Genomic DNA, 15,014 nt, shown 5'->3' on the forward strand with positions numbered 1-15,014 from the left:
TGAACCCGATTGCCGCAAACCGATCAACGCCTTAATCCCGAGTGTGCGGCCATTTAAGCATTTTGGAAAAGAGGTTTTCGTTTTGGCGCACGCACAGGGCCAGTGATGCAGTCACGGCCATTTTAGTAGAATTTTCAACTCCCTGCCCTCAGTCGGACCCAAACGAAGTCCCATCTGGGCTCATCGAACGCACCCTTCTGGCCCTATCGCCCTGCCCGGATTTGCGGCGAAGTCGAAAGCAGGACATACTCACCCTCCCCCGGACTCGCCGCGCGCGCGCCGGTGAAACCTGTAATGGAGCGCCCGATGGACGGAAAACCTCTCGACAATGACATCACCCGCGTGGTCGAGGCCGACCGCGCCCATGTCTGGCATCACCTCATCCAGCACGCCGCCTGGACGGGACCGGACCCCAAGGCCGATCCGCGCATCATCATCGAGGGACGCGGGATGCGCGTGTGGGACCAGAAGGGCAAGGAACATCTCGACGGCGTCTCGGGCGGGGTCTGGACGGTCAACGTGGGCTATGGCCGCGAGCGGATCGCCAACGCGGTGCGCGACCAGCTCATTCAACTGCCCTATTTCGCGGGCTCCGCGGGCTCCATTCCCGGCGCGCTCTTCTCCGAGAAGCTGATCTCGAAAATGCCGGGGATGAGCCGGGTCTACTACACCAATTCCGGCTCGGAGGCGAACGAGAAGGCGTTCAAGATGGTCCGCCAGATCGCGCACAAGCGGTATGGCGGCAAAAAGCACAAGATCCTCTACCGCGACCGCGACTATCACGGCACCACGCTGGCCTGTCTCTCGGCGGGCGGTCAGGACGAGCGCAATGCGCAATACGGCCCCTTCGCGCCCGGCTTCGTGCGGGTGCCGCATTGCCTTGAATACCGCGCGCAATGGGATCTGGAGGGCGAGGCTTACGGCGTCGCCGCCGCCAATGCCATCGAGGAGGTGATCCTGCGCGAGGGCCCCGATACCGTGGGCGCGCTGTGTCTGGAGCCGGTGACGGCGGGCGGTGGCGTCATTGTCCCGCCCGAAGGCTACTGGCCGCGCGTGCAGGAGATTTGCCGCAAATACGATATCCTCCTGCATATCGACGAGGTCGTGTGTGGCGTGGGCCGCACCGGCACCTGGTTCGGCTATCAGCATTACGGGGTGGAACCCGATTTCGTGACCATGGCCAAGGGTGTGGCGAGCGGTTACGCCGCCATCGCGTGCTGCGTGACCAACGAGCGCGTGTTCGAGATGTTCCGCGACGACACCACCGATCCGATGAACTATTTCCGCGATATTTCCACCTTTGGCGGCTGCACGGCGGGGCCTGCCGCCGCGATTGAAAACATGGCGATCATCGAGGAAGAGGGGCTTCTGGCGAACACCACCGCCATGGGCGACTACATGCTCGACCAGTTGCGCGCGCTTCAGGACCGTCACGCGGTCATCGGCCATGTGCGCGGCAAGGGGCTGTTTCTGGGGGCCGAACTGGTGGCGGACCGGACGACGAAAGAGCCTGCTCCGGAAAAGATGGTGCAGGCCGTCGTGGCCGACTGCATGGCGCAGGGCGTCATCATCGGTGCCACGAACCGCTCGCTGCCGGGCTTCAACAACACGCTGTGCTATTCACCCGCGCTGATTGCCACGCGCGATGATATCGACACGCTCGTGTCGGCAACGGATGCGGCGCTCACGCGCGTGTTCGGGTAAGAACCACCCCGCCCCGAGACCTGCGTTTCGGGGCGGGGCGGCGCCGGAATTTTCAAAAAATTCCGGACCGGAAACTTTCAAAGTTTCCGGTGCGCCCGCCTCCTCAGATCACCACCACATCGAGCGGCGGAAAGCCGTTGAACCCGACCGAGGAATAGCTCGAGGTATAGGCCCCGCAGTTGCGGATGATCACCCGGTCCCCCGCCCGCAGACCGACGGGCAGCGCCACGGGCCGCTTTTCATAGAGCACATCGGCGCTGTCGCAGGACGGGCCGGCCAGAATGCACGGTCCCGTCGCCTCATGATCACGGTCGCTGAGGAACTGATAGCGGATCGCCTCGCCCTCGGTCTCGGCCAGCCCGGAAAACCGCCCGATATCGAGATAGACCCAGCGGCAGAGATCATCCTCGGCCTTGCGGCTCACAAGCAGAACCTCGGCGGCGATCATGCCCGCCTCGGCCACCATGCCGCGTCCCGGTTCGGCCATGATGCGCGCAGCCCCCGGAAAGCGCGGTTCGACCATGTCCATCACCGCGCGCGCATAGGCCTCGGGGGCCTCGATCGCCTCGCCGTAGAAGGCCGGAAAGCCGCCGCCGATATTGATCAGCGACAGCGCGTGACCGGCGGCGCGCGCCTCGGCCCAGACCGAGCCCACGCGGTCGAGCGTCTCGCGCCACATCTCGGCGCGCCGGGTCTGGCTGCCCACGTGGAAGGACAGGCCCACAGGCGCAAGGCCAAGCGTGACTGCGTAATCCATCAGCGCCACGGCCCGCTCGGGCGCGCAACCGAACTTGCGGCTCAAAGGCCAATCCGCCCCGGTCGCCCCCACCAGAAGGCGGATATAGACCTGCGCACCGGGCGCGTGCTCGGCGATCTTCTCAAGCTCCATCTCGCTGTCGGCGGCAAAAAGCGTGATCCCCGAGCGGTGCGCGAAAGCGATGTCAGAGGCGCGCTTGACCGTGTTGCCGAAGGAAATCGTCTCTGGCGCGGCACCAAGCCCAAGGCAAAGCTCGATTTCCCCGCGCGAGGCGGCGTCGAAATGGCTGCCCTGACTGATCAGAACCTCGATCACCTCGCGCGCCGGGTTGGCCTTGACGGCATAATGGATATCCGCGCGGCCCAGCCCCGATTTCAGCGCGCGATATTGCCGCGCCACGGTGTCGCGGTGAATCACCAGCGTCGGGCGGTCAAACTCGTGGCCCCGGATATAATCGACAAGGGGGGAAGGCGCGAAAACGGCGTCAAAGCCCGCAAGCGGGTTTACGTAAGCGTTCATGGTCATCTCCGATCAAGACCCGGGACTATGCCCGACCAGTTCCAAAAGGAGACGTTACCGTCGCTACGTAAACACGGGTGGCGAGCCACCGGCCAGAGGCGCGTGCGTTGGCGTCTATGAATCGCCAGATAGAGTCATGTCCCCAGTCACGCAAGAAGTATCTGCGGGCGCGGGACAAATTCTTCGGCCCGTGCTCAGACTGCCCGCACCCAGTCCGGCAGGCCGTGCCCAAGGATGACCTGCATCCCGAGGCGACCCAGTTCGTCGGAACATTTCGCGCCCCGGCCACAGCCCGCCGTGGCGACGCCGATCCGGTCCGAGACCATGGCGATGCGGGCGCGGTCCTCCGGCGTGAAGGTGGTGACACAGGCGGCGCGGCTGATCCCGAGGATCGCCAGCCCGGGTATCCGCGCGCGGATCTCGCCTTCGAGAAACGCCGCCACATCGGCACTGCCGCCCGAGCGGAACCAGTCGCTGATCTCGTCGCCCGAGCCGAGCGGACGATCCACCGGATCGCCCCCCATCTTGAGATAAAACCGCCCGTCCGGATAGCGGATCGGCGGCAGGAGATACGGCCCGTCGCCATGCGCGTGCAGGTAGATGAGCGGCGGCAGGGTCGCAAGCCGCGCGGCCTCGACCGCGCTCACCTCGAAAAACGCCACCGTGCGCGCCATCACCGTCAGCGGCAGCGCCTCCGGCAAGAGCGTGTCGGTATAGCCACCCGCCGCCACCAGAACGCGGGCCGCGCGCGTCTCGCCGCCCTCATGGCGGATCGTCACCCCGTCGCCGCGCTCCTCCAGCGTCAGCACGCGCGCGGTGACGATGCGTGCCCCGGCCCGTTCGGCGGCGCGGCTCTGCGCGGCCACAAGACGGCGCGGGCTGATATGGCCCGCATGCCGCGGCTCGTGCCAGGCCATCGTGCCGGGCGCAAAGCGGAAATCGGCAAAGCGTTCGGCAAGGCCCGCATGGTCGAGACGGTCGCAGGCGATGCCGTCCCGCGCCGCCACCCGCCCGATCCGCTCCATCGCGTCGCTGCCCTCGGGCCCGGCCATGACAACGCCGCGCTCGGAATAAAAGCCGATGCCGCTTGCCGCCTCGATCTCGGCGTAGCGCGCGATCGAGGCGCGGCTGACCCGGCTCCAGAACGGATCGGGATCAAGGCTGCGGGTGATGCGCCCCTCGTCGTAATGGCTGGCAAAGACGCCCTGATGCGCGGCCATGACCGCAGGCTCGTCGGGACCGATCAGGATGACCGCGTGTCCCGCCCGCGCCAGATGCCGCGCCGCGGCCGACCCGATCAACCCTCGCCCGATGACCGCGATTTCCATGACCCTGCCCTTCTCCCGGACAATCGTCTCAGCGACGGTCGTCCTCGTCCTCGTCCTCGCCGTCATCGTCGGGCAGGTTGAAGAAGCTGTCCGCGTCATAGTGCTTTTCGGGCTCCTCGCGCTCCGCCCCGCCAAGGGTGAACGTCTCCAGCCCCTCGATCGCGGTCGGGATGCGCGGCTCGGCCTCGGCCCCGAGGCTCTGCTCGGTGCTCAGAAGCTTGCGCCGCTCGTCATCGTTCAGCGTCGCGCCCTCAGCGGCCTTCTTGGCGGCGGCCTTTTGCACGGCGGCATCAAGCTCGGACTGCTTGCAAAGGCCAAGCGCCACCGGGTCGATGGGCTGCATGTTGGAGATGTTCCAATGCGTGCGCTCACGGATCGAGGTGATCGTGGGCTTGGTGGTGCCGACCAGCTTGACGATCTGGCTGTCGGCCAGTTCGGGATGGAACTTCACCAGCCACAGGATTGCATTCGGGCGGTCCTGCCGCTTCGAGAGCGGCGTGTAGCGCGGACCGCGCCGCTTCTCCTCGCCCACGGCGGAGGGGTTGAATTTCAGGTGCAGCTTGTAGGCCGGATCGGCCTCTGCCTTGGCGATCTCGACTGCGGTCAACTGGTTGTTGGCCACCGGATCGAACCCCTTGACGCCTGCGGCCACATCGCCATCGGCGATGCCCTGCACCTCCAATTCGTGCATCCCGCAGAAATCGGCGATCTGCTTGAAACTGATCGTCGTGTTGTCCACCAGCCAGACGGCGGTGGCCTTGGCCATGATCGGCATGGACATGCTGGCGTCTCCTTCGCTCAAATCTTCCCCAAGACCCGGAACGGGCGGTTCCGGCGGCCCGGAAGAGTTTCCATTGTCGGGGAATTCTGCTGTCATATACGCAAGCCGCGACAAAAAGGAAAGCCCCGAGATGCGCCCTTACCTGCTGATCCTTCTGGCCCTGCTGCTTGCCGCCCCGCTCCGGGCCGAGCGCGCGGGCGCGTTCGATTACTACGTCCTCAGCCTGAGCTGGTCGCCCACATGGTGCGCGCTCGAGGGCGATGCGCGGGATGCCCCGCAATGCGACCGCGCGCATGGCTGGGTGCTGCACGGGCTCTGGCCGCAATACACGCGCGGCTGGCCCGATTTCTGCCAGAGTCCGCACCGCCCGCCGCCACGCGCGCTCACCGCCTCGATGGCCGATATCATGGGTTCTCAGGGGCTGGCCTGGCACCAATGGAAAAAGCACGGCACCTGTTCGGGCCTGCCCGCGCCGGAGTATTTCGCCCTCGCGCGCCGCGCCTATGAGAGCGTCAACCGCCCCGAGGTGTTCCGCAAGCTTGATCGCCCGGTCAGGCTTTCCGCGCAGGTCGTGGAGGCGGCCTTTCTCAAGGCCAATCCCGGCTGGACCGCGGATATGCTGACCATCACCTGCCGCGCGGGGCGGATCGAGGAGGCGCGTTTGTGCCTGTCAAAAACACTCGACCCGGTGCCCTGCGGACGCGACGTGATCCGCGACTGCCGACTGGAGGACGCGCTGTTCGACCCCCTGCGCTGAGCTTTCATCGTTCTGAAAATACTCAATAAAATCGGCCTTTACCAATCAGAACGGCACCTCGTCCGCGCCGGTGATGAAGCGTGCGACGACCTTTTTCACACCTGCCTTGTCAAAGGCGATCTCGAGCTTGTCGCCCTCGATGCCGGTGATCTCGCCATAGCCGAATTTCTGGTGAAAGACCCGCTCGCCCACGCTGTGCGAGCTCAGCGCCTGCGCGTCGATCACCGGGGAGCGGACCTCGACCGGCTGGCCCATGGGCCGCGCGCCGCTGCGCGATTGCAACCTGCGCCAGCCCGGCGAGTTGTAGACATTGGCCTCGGCGGCGCGGGTCTCGATGCCGCTTGCGGCCCCGACGGGACCGCCATAAAGACCCGGCGGCGTCAGCACCTCGACGTGATCGGGGGGCAACTCGTCGATAAAGCGCGAGGGCATTTGCGATTGCCACTGGCCATAGACCCGCCGGTTGCCGGCAAAGGAGATGGTGCAAACCTCCTCGGCGCGGGTGATGCCGACATAGGCGAGGCGGCGCTCCTCCTCCAGCCCCTTCTGCCCGCTTTCATCCATCGAGCGTTGCGAGGGGAAAAGCCCGTCCTCCCAGCCCGGCAGGAACACGGCGGGAAATTCCAGCCCCTTGGCGGCGTGGAGCGTCATAAGGGTGATCTTCTCGCCGCCCTCCTCGCTTTCGTTTTCCATGATCAGGCTGACATGTTCGAGAAAGCCTTGCAGGTTCTCGAACCCTTCCAGCGCCTTCACCAGTTCCTTGAGGTTTTCCAGCCGCCCCGGTGCCTCGGGCGTCTTGTCGTTCTGCCACATGCCCGTGTAGCCCGATTCGTCGAGGATGATCTCCGCGAGTTCCAGATGGGTGATCGCGGGATCGTCCACCATCCGGCCCCAGCGGGCGAGGCCATCCAGAAGCCGCGCCAGGGCCAAGGCCCCCTTGCCGCCAAGCCCCTTCTGATCCAGCAGCAGCCGCGCGCCCGTCACCAGCGGCACGCCGTGCTGCCGCGAAATCACCTGGATTTTCTGCACCGCCTTGTCGCCCAGACCCCGCTTGGGTGTGTTCACGATCCGCTCAAATGCCAGATCGTCGGCGGGGGACGTCACGAGGCGGAAATAGGCCATGGCGTCGCGGATCTCCAACCGCTCGTAAAAGCGCGGGCCGCCGATCACGCGGTAGGGCAGGCCGATGGTCAGGAAGCGGTCCTCGAAGGCGCGCATCTGGTGGCTGGCACGCACGAGAATCGCCATCTGATCGAGGCCGAAGGCCCGCATCCCCCGCGTGCCGCGGCTCATCGAATCGATCTCCTCGCCGATCCAGCGCGCCTCTTCCTCGCCGTCCCAATGGCCGATCAGGCGGACCTTTTCGCCTGTCTCGGACTCGGTCCAGAGCGTCTTGCCCAGCCGGTCGCGATTGCCCGCGATCACGCTGCTTGCTGCGGCCAGGATATGCGGGGTGGAGCGGTAATTCTGTTCCAGCCGGATCACCGCCGCACCCGGAAAATCCGTCTCGAAGCGCAGGATATTGCCCACCTCGGCCCCGCGCCAGCCATAGATCGACTGATCGTCATCGCCCACGCAGCAGATATTCTTGTGTCCCCCCGCAAGCAGGCGCAGCCAGAGATATTGCGCGACGTTGGTGTCCTGATATTCGTCCACGAGGATGTATTTGAACCAGCGCTGATATTGCGCCAGAATATCCGGGTGGGTCTGAAATATCGTCACCACATGCAAGAGCAGATCGCCGAAATCGACGGCGTTCAGCTCGCGCAGGCGCACCTGGTAGAGCCGGTAGAGCGCGGGACCCTTGCCGTCATAGGCGCTGGCCTCGCTGGCGGGCAGGTTGTCGGGCGTCCAGGCGCGGTTCTTCCACTGGTCGATGATCCCCGCGAGCATCCGCGCGGGCCAGCGTTTGTCATCTATGTTGGCGGCCTGCACCAGTTGTTTGAGCAGGCGCAGCTGATCGTCGGTGTCGAGGATGGTGAAATTCGATTTGAGATCAAGCAGTTCGGCGTGACGACGCAAGAGCTTGACGCAGATCGAATGGAAGGTGCCAAGCCACGGCATCCCCTCCACCCGCTCGCCCATCAGGCGACCAACACGGGTTTTCATCTCGCGGGCGGCCTTGTTGGTGAAGGTCACGGCAAGGATTTCATTGGGGTGCGCGCGCCCCGTGTTCAAAAGATGCACGATGCGCGTGGTCAGCGCCTTGGTCTTGCCCGTGCCCGCGCCCGCGAGCATCAGCACCGGGCCATCGAGCGTTTCCGCAGCGCGGCGCTGTTCGGGGTTCAACTCGTCGAGATAGGGCGCGGGCCGCGCGGCCATGGCGCGGGCGGCAAGGCTGGCACCCTCGAAAGCGTCACTGTCGTCAAAACTGCTCATGCGCGCGACAATAGCGCGGGCAATCCCCGAGATAAAGCCCGGTGTTCGGTTAATGTTCCGGGCTTTTCCACCTCTGGACAAGCCGCTGAAAACCCGCGCAAATGGGGCATGACCCTGCATGCAAGATACCCCGCCCTGTCTGATCTGCGCGACCGCGCGCGCGCCCGTATCCCGCGTTTCGTCTGGGACTATCTCGACAGCGGCACCGGGGTGGAGGCGACCAAGGCACGCAACCGCGCGATGCTCGACCGGGTGTTGCTCAGCCCGTCGATCCTGCATGGCGATATCGCGCCGGACCTGTCGGTGACGCTTTTCGGGCAGAGCCACCCCTTGCCGGTGGGGATCGCGCCGGTGGGGATGTCGGGGCTGATCTGGCCCGAGGCAGAGCACCATCTGGCGCGCGCGGCGACACGGGCGGGGCTGCCCTATACGCTGTCGACCGTGGCGACGGTGCGCCCCGAGGACGTCGGGCCGCATCTCGACGGGCGCGGCTGGTTCCAGATGTATCCGCCGCGCGACGAGGGCATCCGCGCCGATATGCTGAAGCGTGCGCGCGAAGCGGGATTTTCGGTGCTGGTGCTGACCGTGGATGTGCCGGTGGCGAGCCGCCGAGAGCGGCAGGTGCGCTCCGGCCTGACCACGCCACCGAAGCTGACGCCGCGCCTCTTGGCGCAGGTGGCGATGCGCCCTGTCTGGGCCATGGGCATGGCCGGAAAGGGCCTGCCCCGGATGCGGCTCATCGACGATTACGCAGGCGCGGTGAAGGGCCTGCCCTCGACCAAGCACGCGGGCTATCTGCTGCGGACCTCGCCGGACTGGAGCTATCTGCGCTGGCTGCGCGAGCATTGGCAGGGACCGCTGGTAGTCAAGGGCGTCAGCCGGGCCGAGGATGCAACGGCGCTGGAAAAGGAGGGCGTTGACGCGATCTGGATCTCGAATCACGCGGGCCGCCAGTTCGACGCCGCCCCTGCCACCATCGAGGCGTTGCCCGGTATTCGCGCGGCGACGCGCCTGCCGGTGATCATCGACGGCGGGTTCGAGGGAGGGCTCGATATCCTGCGTGCCATAGCCCTTGGCGCGGATTTCGTTATGATGGGGCGCGGCTGGCATTACGCGCTGGGTGCGCTCGGGGCGGCGGGGCCTGCGCATCTGGTGGAGATCCTCACCGAGGATCTCAAGGCCAATATGGGGCAATTGGGCACAGCGCGGCTTCTTGACGTGCGCGCCCGCCTCCTGCCCTGAACCGTCCAAAGGCCGATTGCACAAACCTTTCACAAATCTTACAAGACGGCAGCGCCGCAGCGCAGCACATTGACCATCCGGGGAGAGCCGCCCATGGCCGAATTTCAGAAAATCCTGATTGCCAACCGTGGCGAGATTGCCATTCGCGTGATGCGCGCGGCCAACGAAATGGGCAAGAAGACCGTTGCGGTCTTTGCCGAGGAGGACAAGCTCGGGCTGCACCGGTTCAAGGCGGACGAGGCTTACCGCATCGGCGAGGGGCTGGGGCCGGTCGCGGCCTATCTCTCGATCGAGGAAATGATCCGGGTGGCAAAGCTCTCGGGGGCGGATGCGATCCATCCCGGCTATGGCCTTCTGTCCGAGAACCCCGCCTTTGTCGATGCCTGCGACGCGGCGGGCATCACCTTCATCGGCCCCAAGGCCGAGACCATGCGCGCGCTTGGCGACAAGGCCAGCGCGCGACGCGTGGCCGTCGAGGCGGGCGTGCCGGTCATTCCGGCCACCGAGGTGCTGGGCGATGACATGGACGAGATCCGGCGCGAGGCCGCCGAGGTCGGCTATCCGCTCATGCTCAAGGCCAGCTGGGGCGGCGGCGGGCGCGGGATGCGCCCCATCGAGACCGAAAGCGAGCTTGAGGACAAGGTCCGCGAGGGCCGCCGCGAGGCCGAGGCCGCCTTCGGCAATGGCGAGGGCTATCTGGAAAAGATGATCCTGCGCGCGCGGCATGTCGAGGTGCAGATCCTTGGCGACAAGCACGGCAACATGTATCATCTCTTTGAGCGGGATTGCTCGGTGCAGCGCCGAAACCAGAAGGTCGTGGAGCGCGCGCCCGCCCCCTATCTTTCGGAGGCGCAGCGCGAGGAAATCTGCCAGCTTGGCTATCGCATCTGCAAACATGTGAATTACGAATGCGCGGGCACGGTCGAGTTCCTGATGGATATGGACACCGGCAAGTTCTACTTCATCGAGGTCAACCCCCGCGTGCAGGTCGAGCATACCGTGACCGAGGAGGTCACCGGCATCGACATCGTGCAGGCGCAGATCAAGATCGCCGAGGGCAAGACGCTGATGGAGGCCACCGGCAAGGCCAGCCAATACGACATCACGCTGAACGGTCACGCCCTGCAGACCCGGATTACCACCGAGGACCCGCTCAACAATTTCATCCCCGATTACGGCCGGATCACCGCCTATCGCAGCGCCACCGGCATGGGCATCCGGCTCGATGGCGGCACCGCTTACGCGGGCGGCGTGATCACGCGCTACTATGACAGCCTGTTGACCAAGGTCACGGCCAAGGCCCCCACGCCCGAGGCCGCGATTGCCCGGATGGACCGCGCCCTGCGCGAGTTCCGCATCCGGGGCGTGAGCACGAATATCGCCTTCGTCGAGAACCTGCTCAAGCATCCGACCTTCCTCAGCAACCAGTACACGACAAAGTTCATCGACACGACGCCGGAACTTTTCATCTTCACCAAGCGGCGCGACCGGGGCACGCGGGTGCTGACCTACATCGCCGACATCACGGTAAACGGTCATCCCGAGGTCGAGGGGCGCGCGCGCCCGCCCGCAGATCTAAAGCTGCCGCGCGCGCCGCGTCCGGCCAATGCCACCATCACCGACGGCCCGAAACAGATCCTCGAACGCGACGGCGCGCAGGCCGTGGCGGACTGGATGGCGGCGCAGAACCAGCTTTTGATCACCGACACCACGATGCGCGACAGCCATCAGTCGCTGTTGGCCACGCGGATGCGCTCGATCGACATGATCGGCATCGCACCCAATTACGCCCATGACCTGCCCGGCCTTTTCTCGGTGGAATGCTGGGGCGGGGCGACCTTTGACGTGGCCTACCGGTTCCTTGACGAATGCCCATGGCAACGCCTGCGTGACATCCGCGCGGCCATGCCCAACCTGCTGACGCAGATGCTGCTGCGCGGCTCCAACGGGGTGGGCTATACCAACTATCCCGACAATGTGGTCACGGCCTTCGTCAAACAGGCGGCCGAGAGCGGCGTCGATATCTTCCGCGTCTTCGATCCGCTGAACTGGGCCGAGAACATGCGCGTGTCGATGGATGCGGTGCTCGCCTCGGGCAAGGTGCTGGAGGCCGCGATCTGCTACACCGGTGATATTCTGAATCCGGCGCGGTCCAAGTATGACCTCAAATATTACCTCTCCATGGCCAGGGAACTGAAGGCGGCGGGCACGCATATCCTCTGCATCAAGGATATGGGCGGGTTGATGAAACCCGCGACCGCCAGCGTGCTCTTCCGCGCGCTCAAGGAGGAGGTGGGCCTGCCGCTGCATTTCCATACCCATGACACGGCGGGCATTGCCGGGGCGACGATCCTTGCCGCCTCGGATGCGGGCGTGGATGCGGTCGATTGCGCGATGGACGCGCTCTCGGGCAACACAAGCCAGGCGACGCTTGGCACGATTGTCGAGGCGCTGCGCCACACGCCGCGCGACACGGGCCTCGATATCGACGCGATCCGGCAAATCTCGAACTACTGGGAATCAGTGCGCAACCACTACGCCGCCTTCGAAAGCGGGATGCAGTCGCCCACCTCTGAAGTCTATCTGCACGAGATGCCCGGCGGGCAGTTCACCAACCTCAAGGCGCAGGCGCGCTCGATGGGAATGGAGGACCGCTGGCACGACATCGCGCGCACCTATGCCGATGTGAACCGGATGTTCGGCGACGTGATCAAGGTCACGCCGATTGCCAAGACCGTGGGCGATCTGGCGCTGATGATGGTCAGCCAGGGCCTGACCTGCGAGGACGTGCTCGACCCCAGGACCGAGGTCAGTTTCCCCGACAGCGTGGTGACGCTGATGAAGGGCTATGTCGGTCAGGCCCCCGGCGGATTTCCCCCCGCCATCGTCAAGAAGGTGCTCAAGGGCGAGGAACCCATCACCGTGCGCCCCGGCACGCTTCTGCCGCCCGAGGATCTGGAGGCGCGCCACGCCGAACTGGTCGAACGGTTCGGCGAGAAGATCGACAACGAGGACCTGATGGGCAGCCTCATGTATCCCAAGGTCTTTGCCGATTACATGGAGCGGCACGCGGTCAACGGCCCCGTGCGCACCCTGCCCACGCGGACCTTCTTTTACGGGATGGCACCGGGCGAGGAGATCACCGCCGAAATCGACCCCGGCAAGACGCTGGAAATCCGCCTGATCGCCGTGGGCGAGACGCAAGAGGATGGCGAGGCGCGGGTGTTCTTCGAACTGAACGGCCAGCCCCGCACCGTGCGCGTGCCCGACCGCCGGATCAAGAGCACCGTCGCCGCCCGGCCCAAGGCCGAGCCGGGCAACCCGAGCCATATCGGCGCGCCGATGCCGGGTGCCGTGGCCACGGTCGCGGTCAAGGCGGGGCAAGCGGTCAAGACCGGCGATCTGCTTGTGACCATCGAGGCGATGAAGATGGAAACCGGCCTGCACGCCGAACGCGACGCCACCGTCAAGGCGGTGCATGTCCAGCCCGGCAACCAGATCGACGCCAAGGATCTTCTGGTGGAACTGGAATAACCGCTCACGGCCTGACCCGAGGGTCTCCGACCGCAAGAGATCCTCGGGACAAGCCCGGGGATGACGACAGGACCGACGGGTGACGCCTTTGCAAAAAGTCCGGTCATCCCCGGAGCAGACACCAAGGTATCCACCCCACTCGCTGACACTGACGGGTCACGCCCGAGGATGACAGCCCCTTGGTGAAACCGCTTTTGCAAGCCTGTCAATTCGGCAATGGTGCGGGCGTGTTTCCTTGTCGCGGACCGGCCCATGCAAAAGATCATCGTCTTCACCGACATCCACCTTGTGCCCGAGGGCGAGACCATCATCGGTCTCGATCCGTTCGCGCGCTTCACCCTCGGGCTGGCGCATGCCCTTGACCGGCACCGCGACGCGGAGCGGGTCGTGCTGTGCGGCGACCTCACCCATGGGGCGGCCCCGGAGGAATACGCGCGGCTCTGCACCGCGCTTGCGGCCTGCCCCCTGCCCGTCTCGCTGATGCTGGGCAATCACGACCGGCGCGCGCCCTTCCTTGCCGCCTTTCCCGAGGCGGCGCGGATGGAGACCGGCCATGTCCAGCACCATGTCGATATCGGCGCGCATCGCCTCGTCTGCCTCGATACGCTGGACGAGGACGCGCCTGACCTTCATTCCGGCTGGCTCTGTGCGGTGCGGATGGCGTGGCTTGATGCGGCGCTTGCCAGCGCGGGCGACCGGCGCGTGATCGTCTTTACCCATCACCCGCCGATCGAGACCGGCTTCAGGGGCATGGACCGGATCGGGCTCAGGAACCGCGCCGCCCTGATTGACCGCCTGCGGGCGTCGGGACGGGTGGCGCAGGTCGTCTCGGGGCATATCCACCGCACGATCCAGGGGTCGGCGGGTGGCATTCCCGTAGCGATCCTCAAGAGCCCCTGCCACCAGATGCCCATGACGCTTGGTGATCACGACCCGAGCCTGTCCATCGACGAGCCGGGCGCCTATGGCCTTCTGCTGCTGACCGACGCGGGCGTGGTCGTGCATACCGAGGATTTCGGCCTGCCCGACGCCCGGCCCGCCACCTACGGCTAGGGCCGCACCCGTCGAGGCCGGTTTTCCATCACCGGGCACTCGGGCTTTGACCTTTGGGGAAAATGCCCCATGATTGAACTTTGCTGAGGTCCGGAGCGCCCGCCGTGCCGGACAAGGGAGGACAGACCATGTGCCGCATATTCGCCGGGCAGGACCCGGACCGCTATACGCAAGAGACCCGCCGGATGCGCCTGAATGGCCAGAGCACGAGCATCCGGCTGGAAAAATCCTTCTGGGGGATTCTCGATGACATCGCCGCGAGCGAGGGGCTGAGTACCCCTGCCTTCGTGTCGAAACTGCATGCCGAAGTTCTCGAACTGCATGGCGAGCCAGCCAATTTCACCTCGCTTCTGCGCTGCTCCTGCCTTGTGCATCTGGAGAACCCGCTTGACGCGGAGACGCGGCAGATGGCGGCGGAGTGAGCCTTTTCCGGGCGTAGTAACCCCTTACTACCCGCCCTGTCCCGCGCATTGGTAAACTCTCCGAACCAGTTGCAACATCCGGGGGCAGGCATGGCCAAAGCCATTCACAGCATGATTCGCGTTCTCGACGAGGGGCGTTCGGTCGATTTCTACCGGCGCGCCTTTGGTCTTGAGGTGGCGCAGCGGCTCGATTTCGAGAAATTCACGCTGCTCTACCTGTCCAATCCGCAAGCCGCGTTCGAGCTGGAACTGACCGTCAACAAGGGCCGGACCGAGCCTTATGACCTGGGCGACGGCTATGGCCATATCGCCTTCGTGGTCGAGGATCTGGAGGCCGAGCACGCGCGCCTTGCCGCCGAGGGGCTTGCCCCGCGCAAGATCGTGTCCTTCGCCCCCGATGGCGAGGTGATCGCCAAATTCTTCTTCGTGGCCGATCCCGATGGCTACGAAATCGAGGTGCTGGAGCGCGGAGGGCGCTACCAGTGAACAGTCCGGCGCGGCCCCATGGGTCGCGCCGTTTTCTTTGGGAGGAGAAAAC

The 15,014-nt window shown here is 65.4% G+C and carries 11 protein-coding genes; 7 read left to right on the forward strand and 4 right to left on the reverse strand.

Features of this window, described 5'->3' with window-relative positions; all coding sequences use genetic code 11:
• Positions 1-306 precede the first annotated feature (306 nt).
• Positions 307-1,704, forward strand: a complete 1,398-nt coding sequence (locus ACSSV8_RS00655) for an aminotransferase family protein (RefSeq protein ID WP_454281176.1) — start codon at positions 307-309, stop codon at positions 1,702-1,704.
• 103 nt (positions 1,705-1,807) lie between these two features.
• Here ACSSV8_RS00655 and ACSSV8_RS00660 read toward each other — a convergent pair whose 3' ends face one another.
• The 3 genes from ACSSV8_RS00660 to ACSSV8_RS00670 all read right to left on the reverse strand — a co-directional run bounded on the left by ACSSV8_RS00660 (position 1,808) and on the right by ACSSV8_RS00670 (position 5,089).
• Positions 1,808-2,986 carry a type III PLP-dependent enzyme gene (locus tag ACSSV8_RS00660; protein ID WP_454281177.1) on the reverse strand — a complete coding sequence of 393 codons (1,179 nt, stop codon included), beginning with the start codon at positions 2,984-2,986 and terminating at the stop codon, positions 1,808-1,810.
• Positions 2,987-3,174: 188 nt separating this feature from the next.
• A complete protein-coding gene (locus tag ACSSV8_RS00665; protein ID WP_454281178.1) occupies positions 3,175-4,308 on the reverse strand; it encodes an NAD(P)/FAD-dependent oxidoreductase in 1,134 nt (377 codons plus the stop codon).
• Positions 4,309-4,336: 28 nt separating this feature from the next.
• Positions 4,337-5,089 carry a DUF1013 domain-containing protein gene (locus ACSSV8_RS00670; protein WP_354538958.1) on the reverse strand — a complete coding sequence of 251 codons (753 nt, stop codon included), beginning with the start codon at positions 5,087-5,089 and terminating at the stop codon, positions 4,337-4,339.
• Between the two features lie 130 nt (positions 5,090-5,219).
• Here ACSSV8_RS00670 and ACSSV8_RS00675 point away from each other — a divergent pair, with 130 nt between their 5' ends.
• A complete protein-coding gene (locus ACSSV8_RS00675; protein WP_354538957.1) occupies positions 5,220-5,846 on the forward strand; it encodes a ribonuclease T2 in 627 nt (208 codons plus the stop codon).
• A gap of 45 nt (positions 5,847-5,891) precedes the next feature.
• Here ACSSV8_RS00675 and ACSSV8_RS00680 read toward each other — a convergent pair whose 3' ends face one another.
• Complete coding sequence (locus ACSSV8_RS00680; protein WP_354538956.1) at positions 5,892-8,225, reverse strand: ATP-dependent helicase; 2,334 nt, start codon at positions 8,223-8,225, stop codon at positions 5,892-5,894.
• 108 nt (positions 8,226-8,333) lie between these two features.
• Here ACSSV8_RS00680 and ACSSV8_RS00685 point away from each other — a divergent pair, with 108 nt between their 5' ends.
• From ACSSV8_RS00685 to ACSSV8_RS00705, 5 genes are all read left to right on the forward strand, one after another.
• Positions 8,334-9,467, forward strand: a complete 1,134-nt coding sequence (locus ACSSV8_RS00685; protein WP_454281179.1) for an alpha-hydroxy acid oxidase — start codon at positions 8,334-8,336, stop codon at positions 9,465-9,467.
• A gap of 93 nt (positions 9,468-9,560) precedes the next feature.
• Positions 9,561-13,001 carry a pyruvate carboxylase gene (gene pyc, locus ACSSV8_RS00690; protein WP_454281180.1) on the forward strand — a complete coding sequence of 1,147 codons (3,441 nt, stop codon included), beginning with the start codon at positions 9,561-9,563 and terminating at the stop codon, positions 12,999-13,001.
• A gap of 252 nt (positions 13,002-13,253) precedes the next feature.
• A complete protein-coding gene (locus ACSSV8_RS00695; RefSeq protein WP_454281181.1) occupies positions 13,254-14,054 on the forward strand; it encodes a phosphodiesterase in 801 nt (266 codons plus the stop codon).
• A 128-nt stretch (positions 14,055-14,182) separates the two neighbouring features.
• Positions 14,183-14,476, forward strand: a complete 294-nt coding sequence (locus tag ACSSV8_RS00700; RefSeq protein ID WP_354538952.1) for a ribbon-helix-helix domain-containing protein — start codon at positions 14,183-14,185, stop codon at positions 14,474-14,476.
• Between the two features lie 90 nt (positions 14,477-14,566).
• Positions 14,567-14,962 (forward strand): VOC family protein, encoded by a 396-nt coding sequence (locus tag ACSSV8_RS00705; protein WP_454281182.1) that lies wholly within the window; start codon positions 14,567-14,569, stop codon positions 14,960-14,962.
• Positions 14,963-15,014 lie beyond the last annotated feature (52 nt).

The organism is Roseovarius sp. MBR-79 (assembly GCF_053628555.1).

Bases quoted from the DNA above. Each gene is read 5' to 3' on its own strand.
- ACSSV8_RS00665 (WP_454281178.1), bottom strand. From the start codon at position 4,308: ATGGAAATCGCGGTCATCGGGCGAGGGTTGATCGGGTCGGCCGCGGCG.
- ACSSV8_RS00670 (WP_354538958.1), bottom strand. From the start codon at position 5,089: ATGTCCATGCCGATCATGGCCAAGGCCACCGCCGTCTGGCTGGTGGAC.
- ACSSV8_RS00695 (WP_454281181.1), top strand. From the start codon at position 13,254: ATGCAAAAGATCATCGTCTTCACCGACATCCACCTTGTGCCCGAGGGC.
- ACSSV8_RS00685 (WP_454281179.1), top strand. From the start codon at position 8,334: ATGACCCTGCATGCAAGATACCCCGCCCTGTCTGATCTGCGCGACCGC.
- ACSSV8_RS00655 (WP_454281176.1), top strand. From the start codon at position 307: ATGGACGGAAAACCTCTCGACAATGACATCACCCGCGTGGTCGAGGCC.
- ACSSV8_RS00660 (WP_454281177.1), bottom strand. From the start codon at position 2,986: ATGACCATGAACGCTTACGTAAACCCGCTTGCGGGCTTTGACGCCGTT.
- ACSSV8_RS00705 (WP_454281182.1), top strand. From the start codon at position 14,567: ATGGCCAAAGCCATTCACAGCATGATTCGCGTTCTCGACGAGGGGCGT.
- ACSSV8_RS00680 (WP_354538956.1), bottom strand. From the start codon at position 8,225: ATGAGCAGTTTTGACGACAGTGACGCTTTCGAGGGTGCCAGCCTTGCC.
- ACSSV8_RS00700 (WP_354538952.1), top strand. From the start codon at position 14,183: ATGTGCCGCATATTCGCCGGGCAGGACCCGGACCGCTATACGCAAGAG.
- pyc (WP_454281180.1), top strand. From the start codon at position 9,561: ATGGCCGAATTTCAGAAAATCCTGATTGCCAACCGTGGCGAGATTGCC.
- ACSSV8_RS00675 (WP_354538957.1), top strand. From the start codon at position 5,220: ATGCGCCCTTACCTGCTGATCCTTCTGGCCCTGCTGCTTGCCGCCCCG.